The sequence below is a fragment of the Aliivibrio sifiae genome (genome assembly GCF_002954715.1).
Lineage (GTDB): Bacteria > Pseudomonadota > Gammaproteobacteria > Enterobacterales > Vibrionaceae > Aliivibrio > Aliivibrio sifiae.
Genome location: NZ_MSCP01000002.1, coordinates 1,204,456 through 1,222,892, shown reverse-complemented (window position 1 = coordinate 1,222,892; position 18,437 = coordinate 1,204,456). Strand labels below are relative to the sequence as shown.

Below are 18,437 nucleotides of genomic sequence, written 5' to 3'. Positions count from 1 at the left end.
CAAAGTTTTTTTAAAATTCAATGTGAAGATGATCTCACTTCGCGTTTGTTTTGTGAGGTGGCGCAGCTCTTATCCTGATTGAGATCACGCTTTTTGTTGAGTGTTAAAAGGGCGTAGGGAGTAGGAGGATGAATTTAAGGGATTTATTAATGAAAATACATCCTGAAAATTGAATCATCATCTACTTTTACTTCAACCCTACGGATGATTCGCTAATTATAAAGGAAGGATTCACAATGAAAAAAGTCCTCAGTACTGTCGCGCTATGCACAATGGCAGCTCTTGGTTCAATTAACGCTTCTGCTGCAATCGAAGAAGGTCAACTTACTATTTGGGTGACTGGTGATAAGTCTTATGAAGGTATGGCTGAAGTAGGTAAACGATTTGAAGAAGATACAGGTATTAAGGTTACCGTTGCTTTCCCTGATAAGGCGGAAGAGAAGTTTGCTCAAGTAGCGGCGGCAGGTGATGGTCCAGATATGATCTTTTATGCACATGACCGTTTTGGCGGTTTTGCAGAAGCAGGTCTTTTAGCTGAAATTAAACCGTCTGAAGAGTTGAAATCTGAAATCGTCGATTTTGCATGGGATGCCGTATCGTACAAGGGCAAAACAATCGCTTACCCAATCGCGATTGAATCTGTGTCATTAATTTATAATAAAGCAATTATCAAAACGCCACCAAAAAATTGGGAAGATATTCCAGCATTAGACAAAGAACTAATGACTAAAAACCAAAAAGCAATCATGTGGCCTTTACGTGGTGGTGCTTACTTTACATGGCCTCTACTTGCTGCTGATGGCGGATACGCCTTTAAGAAAACGGCAGACGGCTATGATATTAAAAACGCAGGTGTGAACCAAAAAGGCGTTCAAGATGCGATGGGCTTTATTGAGAAGATGGTAAAAGATAAAACCATTTCTGCAGATATGGATTACTCAGTTGCTGAATCTGAATTTGTGAAAGGCAATGTTGCAATGATGATTAATGGTCCTTGGGGCTGGGCAAACATTGAGAAAGCTGGCATTGACTATGGAGTAACAACGCTTCCTAAGTTCCACGGTCAAGCATCTAAACCATTTGTTGGTGTTTGGGTTGGTGGTATCAGTGCTGTTTCTCCAAATAAAGATCTTGCTGTTGAATTTTTTGAAAGTTACCTACTTACAGATGAAGGTCTAAAAAGTCTGAATGATGATAAGCCACTAGGTGCTGTAGCTTTAAATTCATACCAAGCACAATTAGGTAATGATCCGCGTATCGCAGCGACAATGGATAATGCAATGAATGGTGAAATCATGCCAAACATTCCACAGTTCACGACGTTCTGGTACAGCATGGAAGAAGCATTAGGCAATGTGGTAGATGGTCGCCAAATGATTAATGATGCATTAGCAGCTGCAGAGCAGCGAATGACTAAATAAAAAATAAAGAGGAGGAACCATCCTCCTCTTTAGATTAAAACAGAATCATTTTATCGATATATACCCACTTGAGTAAGTTTGTTATCACATTAATTGACTTACTAGGTTGGTATTTTAAAAAAGGTCTTGGAGCTTATGACAACAGCAGTCGCTTCGCATACAAATTATAAATCATTAGCAAAATGGGGACTATTGTCTGCTATTGCCGCGATCAATGGTTATGTATGCGTACTTATGTATTCTCGTGGTGAAACTGCATTTGCAATGTTAACTCTCGTATTAACATCGTTAGCCGTTTATGTATTTGGTAGCAAAAAAACGTACGCCCATAGATATACCTTCCCTGGTATTGCAGGCATGATTTTATTCATTATTTTTCCATTAGTTTATACCGTTGGACTCGCATTCACGAACTATAGTGCAACTAATCAGGTGACATTAGAACGAGCACAAACCGTTCATCTATCAAAAACATTTCAAAGTGGAAAGAGTTATAAATTTGAATTAATGAATCAGGGAAACGGTTATGCATTAACGATTAAAGATTCAGGTGAGTTATTAGCAACTGAAACCTTTGATTTAACTGAGGCTGTTGAGCGCAATCTTGCTTTAACGCCAGTTGATTCAGTTAAAGGTAAAAAAGTAACAATTAAACAAATTATCGGTAAACGCCCAAATTTAAATTTAATCACTTTATCTTTACCATCTGGTGGTGAGATTCAAATGAGTGGGTTGCGTAAATTTGCAGCGGTAGCACCACTGTTTGTTTTACAGGAAGACGGTGAAACGCTTTATAACAATAAAACTGAAACTTATTTTAAAGCTAACCATGAAACAGGCTTCTATCAAGAAGTGAACGATAATGATGCTTTCATTGGCGATCCTATTTCTCCTGGTTTTGTTGTAAATGTTGGTGCTGCTAACTTTGAACGTATCTGGAAAGATGATGGTATTAAAGAACCTTTTATTAGCATTTTTATCTGGACGGTTATTTTTGCAACTTGTACCGTTGTCTTCACTTTAGCAATAGGTTTAGTTCTTGCTGCGGTAGTGCAGTGGGAAGAGCTTAAAGGTCGTGCGGTTTATCGTCTTCTATTAATTCTTCCTTATGCAGTTCCTGCATTTATTTCTATCTTGATTTTCCGTGGTCTTTTTAACCAAAGCTTTGGTGAAATAAATATGTTACTTGATAGCATGTTTGGTATTCAACCTAATTGGTTCTCCGACCCATTTACTGCAAAAACAATGGTATTAATCGTGAATACATGGCTTGGTTTCCCTTACATGATGATTTTATGTATGGGTTTGTTGAAATCTATTCCTGAAGATCTTTATGAAGCATCAGCAATTGATGGGGCTGGGCCAATTCAAAACTTCTTCAACATTACTGTGCCAATGATGGTAAAACCGTTAACACCGTTATTGATTGCTGCTTTTGCTTTTAACTTCAATAACTTCGTAATGATTGCACTATTGACTAAAGGTGGCCCAAATATGATCGGAACAACTGAGCCCGCAGGCTATACTGATTTATTAGTAAGCTACACGTATCGAATCGCGTTTGAGGGCAGTGGTGGTCAAGACTTTGGTCTAGCAAGTGCAATTGCAACGCTTATTTTCTTATTGGTTGGTGGCTTAGCGTTACTGAACCTACGTTTCACTAAATTATCAAATAATTAATGTTTAAGTAGCTATCTATTAAGAGATTTGTATTTAGCTGCTTTATTCCCAACAAATAAGGATTCATTGATATGGCAATGGTTCAAGGAAAAAACTTAAAGTATCGTGTTTGGGCTACTCATGTAGCAATGTGGATATTTTTAGCAATGATAATATTCCCACTGCTAATGGTTATTACGATTTCATTCCGTGAAGGTAACTTTGCAACAGGGAGTATTATTCCTGAAAATCCATCGTTAGAGCACTGGAAGTTAGCATTAGGAATAGCAGTAGAGCACGCTGACGGCTCAACAACTCAACCTCCATTTCCTGTTCTCACTTGGTTATGGAACTCAGTAAAAGTTGCTGCGATTAGTTCTATATTGATAGTTGCATTATCAACGACCAGTGCCTATGCGTTTGCTCGACTACGTTTTAAAGGAAAAGAAACTATACTGAAAGGTATGATGATTTTCCAAATGTTCCCTGCGGTACTGGCGCTGGTTGCTTTATACGCTTTGTTTGATAAATTGGGTCAGTACATTCCATTTTTAGGATTAAATACTCATGGTGGTCTTGTCTTTGCTTATTTAGGCGGTATTGCTTTACATGTGTGGACGATTAAAGGGTATTTTGAAACCATTGATAATTCATTAGAAGAAGCCGCAGCGTTAGATGGAGCTACGCCATGGCAAGCATTCCGTTTAGTATTATTACCATTGTCTGTACCAATTTTGGCAGTTGTCTTCATTTTGTCATTTATTGGTGTAATTACTGAGGTTCCGGTAGCATCTTTACTACTTTCTGATGTAAACTCATACACATTAGCAGTGGGTATGCAACAATATTTATACCCTCAGAACTACTTATGGGGCGATTTTGCGGCCGCTGCTGTATTATCAGCATTGCCTATTACATTGGTTTTCTTACTTGCTCAGAAGTTCCTTGTGGGTGGTTTGACAGCCGGTGGTGTAAAAGGATAACGATAATTATACGGACCCGACACATTTTGGGCAGGGTCCATTTGCGTGAAGAGCTTTATGATGGTTTGGTCGCCGATCGGTAAAGTGTTCAGCGCAGTATTGGCATTACGCATAGCTGGGTAAGTGTTGCAGGATGCAACTTTACTTTTTGTAATCAGAGCCTGAGTATTATCACTCAGGCTTTTTTCTATTTATTACTTAAGAAGATAAAGCTATTTTAGAGCAGAAGTATAAATTGTAGATTGATTTCTACCGTTTTTTTTAGAGTGATAAAGTGCTTTGTCAGCCATTTCTAACCAACTTGAATAGTCATCATGTTCATCTGATAATTCACAGATACCTAAACTGACCTTATAACTTACATTAGAGCCTTCGCACTTCACAATTGCCTTTTCTACTCGTTTACGTAATCGCTCTGAGAAATACAGCGCTTGCTCTGAATTTGCACCAGGGAGGATAACTGTAAATTCTTCTCCGCCATAGCGGCCACAGCTGTCTGTGTTACGTGATGTTTTTCTTAACAAGTCAGCGGCATTACGGATCACATCATCCCCAACAGTGTGGCCGTAGGTATCATTTACTTTTTTAAAGTGGTCAATATCAAATATCACAACAGATGAAGCACTTCCGGATATTTTTGCTTGGTCAAATTCTTGTTGTAAGCATTTTTCCCAATAAGCGCGATTAAATAATTGTGTTAATCCGTCTGTTCGGCTTAATTTCGAGAGTTGTTGATTTGATTTTTGTAAATGAAGTTTACTCTTTGCAATATCGGTAACGTCACTGATCACTAAACTAACATGAGAAACTTGCCCATTTAGTGAAGTAAGAGGAGAAAAGGTGATATTTTGACGCATTTCAATCAAGCTATTAGAAATAGGGGTGAAGTTTTTGAATTTAAACAGATAAGGTCTATCTTCCCAGCAGGAGAAACCTCGAGTATTAAGCCTAAAAGCAGTGTTAACTTTTTTTCTTAACCAAGTTTCAGGTAAGTCTGGAATGGCATCAAAAATGACCTTACCTAAGATTTTATCTGAGGTGATACCACTATAAGATTGCATAAACGCATTCCAAGCACAGACTTGATAATCTTGGTCTAACACAATTAAACCTGCGTCCAAATCACCAATTACTTGCATTGCCCAATGAAAATCATTCATATCGGTGTTCATTATAATACGCTCTCTAAGATTGATTTAATGGCCGTTAATGAATCGTTATCCATTAAAAAAATGACATCGCATTTTAAATCTAAGCTTTCCGCTGAATACACGAATTCAATCGTAAAAATATCAGAGTCATAGTCGTTAAGAAAAGAATGACTTTCTTTTAACGCAGCCTTTAACTGTTCTGTTTCTAATACAATAGGTTGGCGTAGAGAAATCTCTATATCTAATTGTTTATTAAAAGAAGATAAAAATGAAGATACCAACAGATTTGAAATATCTAAGATCGCTTCATTGGTTGTGATTTGTTCGTTACCTTGATTGACACTCAGTAACTCTGCTAAATCACTGCCATGTAAGCATACTAATGCTTCTCCGTTTATGCCATAACCTACAAATCGTTGTGAGATAGTGCGATACTCTGAGTTATTAACAATATCTTGTAATGTCATTTGAAGCTCTGAATGGTGTAAAGAAGCGACATTCGGTAATGGCATATCAATAAAACGGTCAAATTGTTCAGAAATCAGAGCGGCACTAGCCCCTAAGGCAACGTTACTGATCTCTTTAATATTCTCTATTAGATTTGCAGAGCTTAGAGAGAACTTAGGGCGAAAAGCTAAGAGTTTTGATGAAACAGGAATACCGTACCGAAGAAGGACATCTGCAATTTCTTCCTGCTTAAATGGTTTATTAATAAATTCATTTGCACCTAATTGGTAGCAACGTTGTTTTGCTTTCTCTTGAACATCACCAGAGATCACCACCGTTTGGGTTGGGTAGGTATTGATTGGGAGTTGACTTAGTACATCAAAACCATCCATGACAGGCATGGTTAAATCAAGGAAAAGTATATCAATCGAGTGCGCTCGTAATACATCTAATCCTTCTTTCCCATTTTCAGCATAAAACAGAGTAAGGTCTTGAGATAGCTCTATATTACTTGAGAGTGCTTTTCGTGCGATTTTAGAGTCATCGCAGATCAATATATTCATAGGTACTAAAAGTCAAAAAATAGACGAAGTGTCATTTTTTAGTTTATGAAGTTCAAAATCAATACATTGCTTCCAGTAAAGGGTGGTAATCGGACCTAGCTAACACTTTTTACATAATTATCAGTTTGTTTAATATCTGCTTAAAAGTATGGATTTTGATCTAGGATAAAGAATTGCTAGAAAAAAACGGACAAAAGAAAAACAAAAGTTGAATAATTAAAAAAAAGTTGAATAATAGGAGTGTTACAAAAGGCACAAATATATGTGTAACCTACAGTTTATAAAAAGAGAATAATGATGAACAACGAATACGTATTAGTTATCAATTCAGGCAGCTCTTCACTAAAGTTTGCTGTTATCAATTCTGCTTCTGGTGATGCAGTATTAAGCGGGTTGGGTGAGTGTTTTGGCCTGGAAGATGCTCGTATGAGCTGGAAGTATCAGGGACAGAAAACTGAAATTGCCATTGAAGGCGAAGAAAACCATCATAAAATTGCTATCGGCAAATTAGTTGGTTTAACTGAAGAACTAGGCTTTACTGATGGCATTGTTGCTATTGGTCACCGTATTGTTCATGGTGGCGAAAAATTCACGCAAACAGTACGAATTTCAGAAGAAGTCACAAAAGAGATTGAAAGCCTATCTGATTTAGCTCCGTTGCATAACCCTGCTGGTGCTATTGGCATTCGAGCTGCTGTTGAAGCCTTTCCTTCTCTTCCTCAATTTGCGGTATTTGACACAGCTTTTCACCAAACTATGCCAAAGCGTGCATACACGGGTGCAATTGCTAAAGAGTTATATACTGATTTTGGTGTACGTCGTTACGGTTTCCACGGCACAAGTCATTACTTTGTAAGTCGTGAAGCGGCTAAAATGATTAATAAGCCAATTGAAGAATCTAGCTTTATCTCTGTTCACCTAGGTAATGGCGCATCGGTTTGTGCAATTAAAGACGGTAACAGTGTTGATACATCAATGGGCTTTACACCGCTTTCAGGCCTAATGATGGGGACTCGTTGTGGTGATTTAGATCCAGGTATTATTGAATACCTACTTAAGAAAGGTTGGTCACAAGAGCAAGTATTTAACTCTTTAAATAAAGAGTCTGGCTTCTTAGGAGTGTCCGGTTTAACAAGTGATGCTCGTGGTATCTTAGAAGCGATGGAAGAAGGACACGAAGGCGCAACACTAGCATTCCAAGTGTTCACATACCGTGTTGCTAAATATGTTGCATCTTACCTTGCTGCATTAGATTCTTTAGATGGTATCATCTTTACTGGTGGTATTGGTGAGAACTCTTTACCAATCCGTCGCGAAATCTTAAACAATCTTAAAATTCTTGGTTTTGTTGAAGATGTTGCTGGTAATGAAGGTGCTCGTTTTGGCGCTGATGGTATTATTGCTAAATCTGAAATGTTAAATGCTGTCGCAATGGTTATTCCAACCAACGAAGAATTCGTGATAGCTCAGCAGTCTGTTGAATTGCTGTAAATTATAATAAAAACATAGATTTAAAAGCGAGCTGTGATGGCTCGCTTTTTTTTGTTTCTTGGGTTTGTGATTGCATATACATACAAAAGAAACACTTGCAGATAATTAATGCTAAATTTCACATCCTATTGATTTTATTATTTATAAGTTCTCCCCAACCTTATAAATAAAAAATCACTCATCTTCCAACAATCTCTTTCATTTAAAGTGTGAACTCTCTCGGGTCGATTTGATTTTTAAGTCTTAAAATGTGTGATTTTATTGTGTCTTATTTCTCACCTATATAGAGTTTTCTCATCTCGATTTTACAAGAAACCTTACTTGTTGGTTTTTCGTAAGCAATCAGCCAGTCAAAGTAAATGCTAAATACACATAAGGAAGAGTATTGAATGAGTACTGCCAACAAAGCCGCTATGTGCGCATCAACCCGTGACGTAAGAAGTCCTGTTGGCTTATGCCCCTTTCAGCGTAGTGATATTGGTATTATTCCCGTTAGTTATGCCTTGGACGATATGAATGAGCAAGGGCTGCAGATGCACCCATTCCCAGCTTCTGACGCGCAATGGAAAGGCCGATTTACGCCTAAGCAGCGTCAGTATACGTTAAGGCAACTCCGTGATGGTTGGTTGTATGTGTATGATGAAACAGATAAAACATTTCATGAATATCAAATTGAAGGGTATGAGTTTACTAAAATTGAGTGGTCAAACGATGAAGCCGATAAGCTCGCTAATGAACGAGGTAGCAAAGGTGAAACCAAGAGTTGCTTAGTGTACCCAGCGAAGAATACGATCTATATGGCATTTGCCCATCAACGTTGGACATGGCGATTGTGTGAGCATATGCGCTCCCATACATCTAATCGCTCATTATGGATGCGTAAGGTTAATTTAAAACAATTTAACTCGGCCTTGGCTCACCCTCACACTGGACTTTCTTCTAAGCTTGGTCACTATGCAGCAGATATTGGCGTAAATGGTGCTCCAACAGGGATATTTAACTCGACTTGCACACCATTAACTTCAACTGAAGCTCAAACTGATAGTTTTAAACATGTAGCAGATAAGCCAGGGTGTTGGGATGTCGATTATCGAGTCGATTTACCAGCCCAAGATTGTGGAATGTTTATTGCGCTAGATGATCCGTTAGCGGATGTATCCGATTTATTCTTACCACTTGCAGAAGAAATCACACTACGCAGCGCAATACACAAAGATGAATATAATATCCATAAACTGCAAATGGCTGAAATTACCCGTAATCTGGGTCGAGTTAGGCTAAAGCCTGAGGAGCTACCTGAGCAAGTTAGCGATGACCCAATGAAGGTATTGGAATTTGAACGCCAGTTAACCGAATATCTAGCCATTCAATCTCTGGCAGATAAAGAGTCTGCGGCTTTCGAGTCAAATCCAAGTATTGGCAATACCCCATTTACTCCACTTCAAGAAGAAGCGTTAGAGAAACACTCTGAACTAAAAGAAAAATACCATTTTACGCCCAGTGATGAGCAGAAAACCGCTTGGGAAAAGAATACTCTCTTCAGTGATGAGGTTAATTGGAATGAGTTAGATGAGTTTCTTACTCAACATTACACCCAACGTAAAGATCAAGATAAGCGTATTGCCATGCTCTATCAAGATTTTATGGAGGCGTTTGAGCAATTAGGAGCTGATCCATTAGTCATTGGTATTGATAATCAAGATGAAGACCACCTTACTTATTTATTAAGTGTAATTAGCCAATATTTACAGGTAATCAAACAAGCGGTGAATACCGAGAAGGAGCTAGCCACCCTAGAAATCGCACTTTCCCTCGATTCGCCAAAAACACTGTTTGCATTAGCGTCATTGGGATTTTCAAACGACAACTTACAAGCACTTAATGATCATGTGGAAGAGTTGAGTAATCACCTTATTTCAACCAATAGCTCAGGTGATATGGGGGCATTATCGGGAGCGATAGCGAGTTGGGGAGGCTTTACAGAGGATATTCGAATTCAAGATAATAAATGGTTTAAAGCATTAGCTGAGCCTGTGCAGTTAAGTTTTATTGCTCTGCAAAATGCAGTGACAGGCCAAGCTAAGGAGAGTTGGCGAGGGATAGCGAATTTACTGTTTCCACATCAAATGAACACTGCAACAACGCCTCTGGGGATGATCAGTAATTTAAGGTTGGTCATATTGGAAGCGCTGGTTAACCCCGAGGCAGTTGTGATACATAACCCTGATTACCCTGCACACTTTGCCGCGTGGCAGCGAAAGATGAATGCAGAAGTGATGATCATTCGCCAAATTAGTCAACCACCATCAGGGCAACCGACACCGAAAAACCATCAAATACAAACCATGCGCAGCGCTCAACAAAGAATGCAAAAGTTATTGAGTAGTGAACTTCCTGTGATGGTGATGCTCAAGTATGAAGCCGTCAATAATGCCGCCAAGCAAATGCTCAATGAAGCAATAGAGCGCAGTTGGCAGCAAGGTAAAGATATTACTCAAGCATCGTGGAATAAAATGGGGAAGATGGGTGGGGTTGTCGCCATCCTTAACCTTTGGAATACGGCAGCAGTGCTTAAAAATCTCCATCATAAAGCAGCGCAACATCCAGAGAGTGATTTATGGACCGACCCTGCTGTTAGAGAAGCAACCTATGCGACAAGTTATGCAGTATCGGCTGTCACAGCAATGTGGAGAGATGTTACTTGGAGTAAGATGGCTACAGATGGAGAATTACTTAAGAAGAGTTTACATTTAGCGATAAAAGAAGCTAGTGTTTCAGAAACAATAGCACTTAAAACCTTTGCCAAAACAACCGCTGCGGTATCTTTATTTGGTTTAATCGCGACAGGATTAGAGACGTGGGAGAGCCATGATAAATTTAAAGATACGAGTCATTCACCGATGGAACGGTTTGGATATGGACTGAAAGGGGTATCGACTTTTTCTCAAACGTTTGTATATTTCTTCCAGTTTGGAGCAAACGTCTTTAGTCGATTTGGGATATTCTCTACTAGTATCGGTGCTATTATCGCGCCTTGGATGCTGACCACATTTATGGTTAGTGCAATTCTCTTTTTTATCTCGATTATAATTATCAATACCTTTAAGCGCTCCGAATTAGAAAAATGGCTATTACATTCCACATGGGGAAAAGCTTCAAAGCAATGGGAAGTCGTTGATGAGTTGACCCGATTGGAGCAGATTATTCATAAGCCTCAGGTCAGGCTAAATAAGGTAATTTCTAGCCTTCCTTCTAAAGCAATGTACGCTTCCGCTGTGGGGCAACAATGGCAATTAGAGATATCTTTGCCCATGTATACAAAAGGTAAGTCCATTGGTTTACAAGTTACGCGCACACCAATGCAAAATAAGTACAGCTATGTGACATCTTCACCAAAACCTACGGTAGTCGTAAACGAACAAAATGGCATTTGGAGTAAAGATGAAGCGGGAAATCCAGTCTATCGTTTAGATTTAGCTGGTACAACCAAAGATAGTATTACGGTCTTCATTAGCCTGCCTTTTAACTGGCAAGCATCAGAGCATGAACAGTTAGGCTATATTGCTTCATGTAATAGCCAAGGTGAGCTTGTTATATCACCTGCATTTAAAGAATCTTCTATTAGAACAATTAATGTGGATGTGAACTAAATGAATGCAGGTGAACAAAAAAAACGGCTAAGAGATCAACTTTACAAAGCGAATACAATTTATTCTTGGGAGTATCAGGGCGCGGGTCAAAAATACACTAATTTAGCATACTGGATTTTGTCAATATTTTCAGGGGGAATACCATTATTGTTTCTTTGGTCGGTTACTGACATGACAGTAGACTCACCTGTTTTTTTTGGGCTCTTTATTTTATCAATGACACTGGTGTTTATAGGAAGATATTTATTTGCACCAGATAAACATCGTTGCTATAACTTGACTCCAATGGGCATTCATTACACTGAACAAGACATGATCCCAGAGATGGCTTATAAAATCGCACGAGGCTTTGCTTGGGTTGGTATTGTGGTCTGTATTATCGTTGCCTTTATGTTTGGTCCTTTAGCTTTTGTTGGAGCAGGGGCTTTTGCGCTCATGTCATTTGGGATGACAAATTTCCAGTCAACCATAGATAAGAGTTATATATTCATTGATGAGCGTAGTGTTGTTTTTCATATAAGGAATGATGGAGTAGTGTCATTTACGATCCCAGAAAAAGGTAAGTTTCAATATAAAGGCCTTGTATACACTTCGACTCTCGAAGAAAAAATGGAGTTACTTACCAACTTACAATCACTTTCTATAAATATGGAAATCATGGAGATCAAAAGATTAAATGATCAATACAAGCATCCAATTTATCAGCAAGATGAAATTGCAGAGTGATTTATTTATAAGCCTCAAATAAGATTAAACAATACTTTCTACTCCTCCTAACAAGCTAGCGCAAAATAAATATAGTTATGTGACTTCTTCATTAAAATCAGCGGTAGTAGTAAACGAACAAAATGGTATTTGGAGTAAAGATGACATGGGAAATCCAATTTATCAGTTAGATTTAGGCGGCACAATCCGAGATACCATTACGATCTTAGTTAATATGCCTTTTAACTGGCAAGCATCAGAGCATGATATGTTGGGCTATATTGCTTCAGGTAGTAGTCAAGGGAGAACTCATTATATTGCCAGCACGGAAAGATAACGTCATTCGCACTATTAACGTTGAGGTGAATGATGGGTTCTAAAGAAAAAATAGATCAATTAAAAGAACAGCTATATCAGGCAAAGATTATCTACAGTTGGGAGGATGTAGGAGGAAGTTTAAAGGATAAATTAGTAGTTTGGGGAGTCGCTGCTTTTATTGGTTGGCTTTTACCTTTATTTCTAATATGTGTTGAAAGTATTCCTTTATGGAGTAATGAATTTTGGTTTTTTACAGGTTGTGCAATAGCTGGAATGCTGGTCGTGAGGTATTTATTTTTCCAGATAAACATCGTTGTTATCACCTAACATCAATGGGATTCATTATAAAGAACAAGACATGATCCCTGAAGTGGCTTATAAGATCGCGCGAGGCTTTGCTTGGGTTGGCATTGTGGTCTGTATTATCGTTGCCTTTATGCTTGGTCCACTGGCTTTTGTTGGTGCTGGGGCCTTTGCGCTTATGTCATTTGGGATGACGAATTTCCAGTCAACTGTAGATAAGAGCCATATATTTATTGATGAACGCAGTGTTGTTTTTCACATAATTAATGATGGTGTGGTGTCATTAACTATCCCTGAAAAAGGTGCGTATGGGTATATAGGTGATATATATACTCAGACCCTCGAACAAAAAGCGGAATTGTTATCCCATTTAAAATTACTTTTCCCAGAAATGGAAATGGTCAAAATAAAAAGATTAAATGATCAATATAAACATCCTGTTTATCAGCAAGATGAAGTTGCATGAACCTAAATGTCTGAACGCTGAAATGTATAGCATCATAAATTAGAGGCATTTAAGGTGCGATACTTTACTAACCCCAACCAACGGAGAATTTGTGATCGCTCAGCAGTCTGTTGAATTGCTGTAATCGTTAAGTAGTTATATGACTTATATTAAAAGGCTCAGACTTAGGTTTGAGCCTTTTTGTTACGAGGCAGATAAACTACAAAAATGAACTACTTTCCATTTAATTCTTGGTTTTTGATTAAATCTCCAAATCTGTCATGAAGAAAATCTAAGAACAAGCGGATCCGCTTAGGTTGATATTTCTTACTGATGTACACCACATTTAAGTTCGCACTTGATGTCGATGTATTAAAGTTCTTCATATAGCCGTTAAGTAAAGTCACTAAACGCTGGCTGTTGATATCGGCTTGTACATCCAATATTGACTTTAATGCAATCCCTGCACCTTCTAATGCCCAATGTCTAATTACCTCACCATCATCAGAAAATCGTTTCGGTATAATAGTGACTGCACTTTTTGACTCTTTGTCTTGGAAGTGCCACGTTTTTAATTCCTCATTACTGCGTAGCATTGCCAAACAATCATGGTTCATTAAATCTTTAGGTGTTAATGGTGTTCCATGTTGAGCTAAGTATTCTGGAGAGGCACATAATACTCGGCGACTAGGGGATAAACGACGTGATATCAAACTGCTGTCAGTGAGTTCACCATATCGGATCACAATATCTATACCTGATTCAGCCATATTAGAGATACGATCATTTAAATATAAATAAGGCACAATATTAGGATAGAGTTTGCAGAACTCCGATAGAATAGGGAGGATATATTGCTGCCCGATGTCTTTTGGGGCAGAGATTTTTAATGGGCCTTTCACTTCCTTCACGCCATTACGAATGAGAGTTTCAGTTTCATTAACGTTATCTAATATTTCAAGGCATGCTTTATGATACAGCTCCCCAGAATCGGTTAGAGAAATGTGCCTTGTACTTCTATTCAGAAATTTAACTCCGTAACGTTCTTCAAGTGCTTGGAGTCTTGCTGTCATAGTGGCGGGAGAAAGCCCCAGTTCACGCCCCGCAGCAGCTAACCCTTGATGTTTAACAATGCTAATGAACATTGCCATATCTGAGAATTTATCCATACCACCTTCTTTATTCGATTTAACTAAATAATGAATTTATATTTTACCTAATTATCAAAATAAATCGAATGAATATAATAACAATCATCAGCGATTAAATTATTTTAGTAAGGTAATAATAATGAGTAAATTATTTCAGAAAACAAATTTGAAAGAGATGACATTACAGAATCGTATTGTAATGGCACCAATGACTCGTGCTCGCACAAGTCAGCCGGGTAATATCCCAAATGAAATGATGGCAACTTATTATAAGCAGCGAGCGACTGCGGGCTTAATTATATCTGAAGCGACTCAAATTTCAGATGATTCACAAGGGTATTCATTTACTCCTGGTGTTTATACTGATGAGCAAGTAGAAGGCTGGAAATTAGTAACTAAAGCGGCTCAAGAACAAGGTGCTAAGATGTTTTGTCAGCTTTGGCATGTAGGACGAGTCTCTCACCCTACTTTCCAAAAGGGAGAATTGCCTATTGCACCATCAGCATTATCGCCTGTTGAGACAAAGGTTTGGATCTCTGATGATAAAGGCAATGGAAATATGGTTGATTGCATTCAACCGCGAGAAATGACTCAGGCGGATATCGATCGGGTTATCAAAGATTTCGCTCAGTCAGCAAAGAAAGCGATAGAAGCGGGCTTTAATGGCGTAGAGATTCATGGCGGCAATGGCTATTTGATTGATCAATTTTTACGTACAAATTCAAATAAGCGCACGGATAACTACGGCGGGATTCGTGAAAATAGAACTCGTTTCTTACTTGAAATTGTCGATGCGGTAATTGAAGTGATTGGTGCTGATAAAGTGGGTGTTCGTCTTGCTCCGTTTATTACATTTAAAGATATGGATTGCCCAGACATTGTTCCTACTATTCTTGACGCATCAAAAGAGCTTCAGGCTCGTGATATTGCTTATATGCACTTATCAGAAGCAGATTGGGATGATGCACCTGTTATTCCTGAGAGTTTTCGTATTACGCTACGAGAAATTTTTACAAATACTATTATCGTGGCAGGCAGTTATACGCAAGAGCGAGCTGATGAGATATTAGATAAAGGCTATGCTAATTTAGTTGCTTTTGGTCGTCCGTTTGTTTCTAACCCAGATTTAGTATCACGGTTAGAGAACAATTATGAATTTTCAGGGTTAGATGGTGCAACGTTGTTCGGTGGTAACGAACTTGGTTATATTGATTACCCTATGTTCGAAGGAAAATAATGACATTATCGATTTAACTGATGGGCATTAATATTTCATTCTAAAGCTCAAATTTTGGTTTGGGCTTTTTCTTTTTTTATTCACTATATTCAGAAAATGTTTAAGGTTACTTGTTTTGCTTTAGTTGTGGTTTTAACGGTTTGTAATATTTACTTACACTTTGGTGATCATTGTCACACTTTTCCTGCTTTAAAAAATAAAACCTTGTTGTTAATAAGTTTATTAATGATAATCACTCTCATTATCAAAGCTAAAGGAAAAAGCAGTGAAAAAATCAACATTAAGTATCGCTATTTCAGCCGCCGTATTAGCTTCATCAGTATATGCTGCACCAGAAGTAACCGTTTTAGATAAAACTCTTGAGCCAGCAGGTAACTTCTTAGCTTATACCGAATTTGAACTTTCGGGTGAGCCTCTTGCCGAGTCATTAGGTCTTGATTTGGATGTGCTAGATCCAAATGTTGCCGATGATCCAACGCCATTTGATTTTGCATCAGGTATTGAAAGCTACGAATATTCTGAAGAAGCGATGTACGCACTAAACTACCAATCAACAATGGGTCCTCATTTAGTTAATGGCCCAGCGAACAAAGCACGTGGTGGTGAGTTAGCCGATTTAGGTAAACGTGTTATTGAGATGGCAACAGCGGTTGGTTTTCCTGTAAGTGAAGTTCCTCAGAATATGTACCCAATTTCACTTCCTTATGTTTCTGGTAGTCCTGAGTTTGCACAAAAGCCTGATACAACGACGGTTAATGGTGATGAAGTTGAAATCACAACAGCTAAAGGCAATAGTAAAACCGTTCAAACAGAAGTACCTGCTTATTTCCGTGATTACAAGTCGTTATCTTGGAATGAAGCCTCTTTTGATAAGTCATTTAATCCAGCTGCCACTGGTGGCATTCTTCTTAAAGAAGTGATGTGGTCGCAAGATTTCTTAGGTGGTATGCACGTAACGACGACTGATGAAGAAGTCGAAGCTGAATCAGCTATCATGGATCAAGATGGTCAGCACAGTTTAGGTGTATCTGCTGCAGATGGTTTCAACGGTATGCTTCTTACTGAAATGTCGGTTGATAAGATGCAAATCATGCAGGATAAAATGGGATTTGACGGAAAAACATTAGGTGTGAAATTTGGCCCTGATTATAATCCGTCTAAAAAACCAATTTGGTTCGCACATAAAGTTGCAGTAATTGAAGGGCAGGAGAATGGTGTTAAATCAATCCAAGCATTGAAAGTTACTGATGGTTCATCATCATTACGTGATACATGGTCAATGTTATGGCCTGTTTCAGAATTCTTTGCATACAGTGATCAACGTACAGCAAATACAGCTCAAAATCCGGCATTTTTAGCTGTATTTGATGGCGCTCCATTTGCCGCAGCGCCAAAAGTAAATATTGATGCTAATGAGAAGAATGATGTCATTGCGACAGATGCATTTTCACTATCAAACAACTTGTCGAATTTATTATTTAAGAACATTGCTGCTCTGCATTACAATAAAGCCAAAGGGACATTTGTAACCGAAAATAAATCGGGTAAACAAGGCAATAAAGTTGATACTTATGATGCAGCTTACTCCATTGTTGCTCTGTCTATTTATCAACGAGCGAAAGATGCACTGCCTGTAGGTTATGCTTCAGCAGAATCAGGAGATGTGGATTTAAAAACAGATGCAGGTAAAGAAGCATTAATGATGATAAAAGGCCAAGCTGATTTCATCATTAATAAATTAGTGACTAAAAATGGTTTAGTGGCTGATGGTGCAACGTTATCTAAAACGGTAAAAGTCGATGATGGAAAATCACTAGATGCACAGTTTGCTGCCATTCGAGGTTTAGTTGCTGCGTTCTTAGCGACTGATGACGTGAAATACAAGCAAGCAGCTCGCTCTATTTACCTAGCGGTAGAGAAAAACATGTTTGATAAAAATATTAATACATGGGCTTCAGTACCAGGTAAAGCAACTATTCATACCCCATACACAGCCGCTGCGATTTCAGGTGGTTTGCGTGAAGTGATCTTACACCTTAAAAATGAAGAAGGTGAAAATGAACCAGCGCTTGAGCTAACAACATTAACCGATCGTTACGTAAGTTGGTTCCGTGGTGTAATTAATGGTGGTATGCAATTAGCTGAATGGATGGGAGATTCAGGTGAGAACCAATTAAAAGGTAGCAAATCAACCGATACTGATGAAGATGGTGTTTATCAAATTATTGCTGCTGGTGGTAAGTTTGGTACAGCAATGACAATGGCAAATAAAGTCAGTGTTAAGTAACGATTAAGCGACATTATCTGTATTTAGGCAGCGATTTCTCTCGCTGCCTTTGTCGTTTCTATTGCCTTAACACACAGCATAAAGTTCAAACAGAATAGGTGTCGATTATTATGGCTGTAAATCAGATCTCTGAATCAAAAATAGAATTAAGTAAATTTAGTCAGTGGTGGCAACGTTTAGCCTATCATCATCAATGGGCTGAAGCTCTACTTTATACCATGTTCATTAGTGGTGTTTTGCTTTGGGAGCGTGTTGAAATTTATTGGCAAGTTGAACGGTGGGTACTACTAGGTCATATGCTGATTGGTGCTTCTTTTTTTATTTTAGTGGTTGGTGCATTTTGGATTTCCCATCGTCGATTAATTACTAAAAGTAAAAAGGCCTTTCTTCGTCACACAGGTAATGCCATTGAATGGCTGCTTATTATCTGCAGTCTTAGTGGTTTTTATCTGTTCTTTATTGGTAAACCTGGTAATGAGCTAGGATTGTTTATTCAAGATGTGCATTTTTATTCTTCGTGGTTACTTGTACCGTTAGTATTTCGTCACGCTATGCGTTGGACTGTTCTAAAAGTATTTAAAACAATAAAGTAATAAATGAAAGAGCTCAGACTCTTAATTAAATTA

15 protein-coding genes are annotated in these 18,437 nt (G+C 38.3%); 12 read left to right on the top strand and 3 right to left on the bottom strand.

Going from position 1 to position 18,437, the window contains the following annotated elements:
- The first annotated feature begins 236 nt into the window (after nt 1–236).
- From malE to malG, 3 genes are all read left to right on the top strand, one after another.
- Nucleotides 237–1,421, top strand: a complete 1,185-nt coding sequence (gene malE, locus BTO23_RS16640; RefSeq protein WP_061004304.1) for a maltose/maltodextrin ABC transporter substrate-binding protein MalE — start codon at nt 237–239, stop codon at nt 1,419–1,421.
- Between the two features lie 135 nt (nt 1,422–1,556).
- Entirely contained in the window at nt 1,557–3,101 is a 1,545-nt protein-coding gene (gene malF / locus BTO23_RS16635) for a maltose ABC transporter permease MalF (RefSeq protein ID WP_105064082.1), read from the top strand.
- Between the two features lie 71 nt (nt 3,102–3,172).
- Nucleotides 3,173–4,063 (top strand): maltose ABC transporter permease MalG, encoded by an 891-nt coding sequence (gene malG / locus BTO23_RS16630; protein WP_060992858.1) that lies wholly within the window; start codon nt 3,173–3,175, stop codon nt 4,061–4,063.
- Nucleotides 4,064–4,275: 212 nt separating this feature from the next.
- On the opposite strand, the gene BTO23_RS16625 is transcribed toward malG, so the two are convergent.
- Both BTO23_RS16625 and BTO23_RS16620 read right to left on the bottom strand, forming a co-directional pair.
- Complete coding sequence (locus BTO23_RS16625; protein WP_105064081.1) at nt 4,276–5,235, bottom strand: sensor domain-containing diguanylate cyclase; 960 nt, start codon at nt 5,233–5,235, stop codon at nt 4,276–4,278.
- Entirely contained in the window at nt 5,235–6,224 is a 990-nt protein-coding gene (locus BTO23_RS16620) for a response regulator (RefSeq protein ID WP_105064080.1), read from the bottom strand. Before BTO23_RS16620 ends, BTO23_RS16625 begins: the two co-directional genes overlap by 1 nt.
- A gap of 297 nt (nt 6,225–6,521) precedes the next feature.
- Here BTO23_RS16620 and BTO23_RS16615 point away from each other — a divergent pair, with 297 nt between their 5' ends.
- The 6 genes from BTO23_RS16615 (at nt 6,522) to BTO23_RS21515 (ending at nt 13,157) form a co-directional block, all read left to right on the top strand.
- Nucleotides 6,522–7,715, top strand: coding sequence for an acetate/propionate family kinase (locus BTO23_RS16615; protein ID WP_060992861.1), 1,194 nt, complete (start codon nt 6,522–6,524; stop codon nt 7,713–7,715).
- 389 nt (nt 7,716–8,104) lie between these two features.
- Nucleotides 8,105–11,365 (top strand): T6SS effector BTH_I2691 family protein, encoded by a 3,261-nt coding sequence (locus BTO23_RS16610; RefSeq protein ID WP_105064078.1) that lies wholly within the window; start codon nt 8,105–8,107, stop codon nt 11,363–11,365.
- Nucleotides 11,366–12,091, top strand: a complete 726-nt coding sequence (locus BTO23_RS16605; protein WP_105064077.1) for a hypothetical protein — start codon at nt 11,366–11,368, stop codon at nt 12,089–12,091.
- A gap of 79 nt (nt 12,092–12,170) precedes the next feature.
- Nucleotides 12,171–12,407 carry a hypothetical protein gene (locus tag BTO23_RS21265; protein ID WP_146107804.1) on the top strand — a complete coding sequence of 79 codons (237 nt, stop codon included), beginning with the start codon at nt 12,171–12,173 and terminating at the stop codon, nt 12,405–12,407.
- A gap of 29 nt (nt 12,408–12,436) precedes the next feature.
- Nucleotides 12,437–12,715: a hypothetical protein gene (locus BTO23_RS21520; protein WP_245922133.1), complete on the top strand. Its 279-nt coding sequence runs from the start codon at nt 12,437–12,439 to the stop codon at nt 12,713–12,715.
- Between the two features lie 31 nt (nt 12,716–12,746).
- A complete protein-coding gene (locus BTO23_RS21515) occupies nt 12,747–13,157 on the top strand; it encodes a hypothetical protein (RefSeq protein ID WP_245922132.1) in 411 nt (136 codons plus the stop codon).
- Nucleotides 13,158–13,369: 212 nt separating this feature from the next.
- On the opposite strand, the gene BTO23_RS16595 is transcribed toward BTO23_RS21515, so the two are convergent.
- Nucleotides 13,370–14,305, bottom strand: a complete 936-nt coding sequence (locus BTO23_RS16595) for a LysR family transcriptional regulator (RefSeq protein ID WP_060992871.1) — start codon at nt 14,303–14,305, stop codon at nt 13,370–13,372.
- A 121-nt stretch (nt 14,306–14,426) separates the two neighbouring features.
- Between BTO23_RS16595 and BTO23_RS16590 the strand changes: the two genes are divergently transcribed.
- The 3 genes from BTO23_RS16590 to BTO23_RS16580 all read left to right on the top strand — a co-directional run bounded on the left by BTO23_RS16590 (nt 14,427) and on the right by BTO23_RS16580 (nt 18,404).
- A complete protein-coding gene (locus tag BTO23_RS16590; protein ID WP_105064076.1) occupies nt 14,427–15,524 on the top strand; it encodes an alkene reductase in 1,098 nt (365 codons plus the stop codon).
- Nucleotides 15,525–15,789: 265 nt separating this feature from the next.
- Nucleotides 15,790–17,811, top strand: a complete 2,022-nt coding sequence (locus tag BTO23_RS16585; protein WP_105064075.1) for a hypothetical protein — start codon at nt 15,790–15,792, stop codon at nt 17,809–17,811.
- A 110-nt stretch (nt 17,812–17,921) separates the two neighbouring features.
- Entirely contained in the window at nt 17,922–18,404 is a 483-nt protein-coding gene (locus BTO23_RS16580; RefSeq protein WP_105064074.1) for a hypothetical protein, read from the top strand.
- Nucleotides 18,405–18,437: the final 33 nt, after the last annotated feature.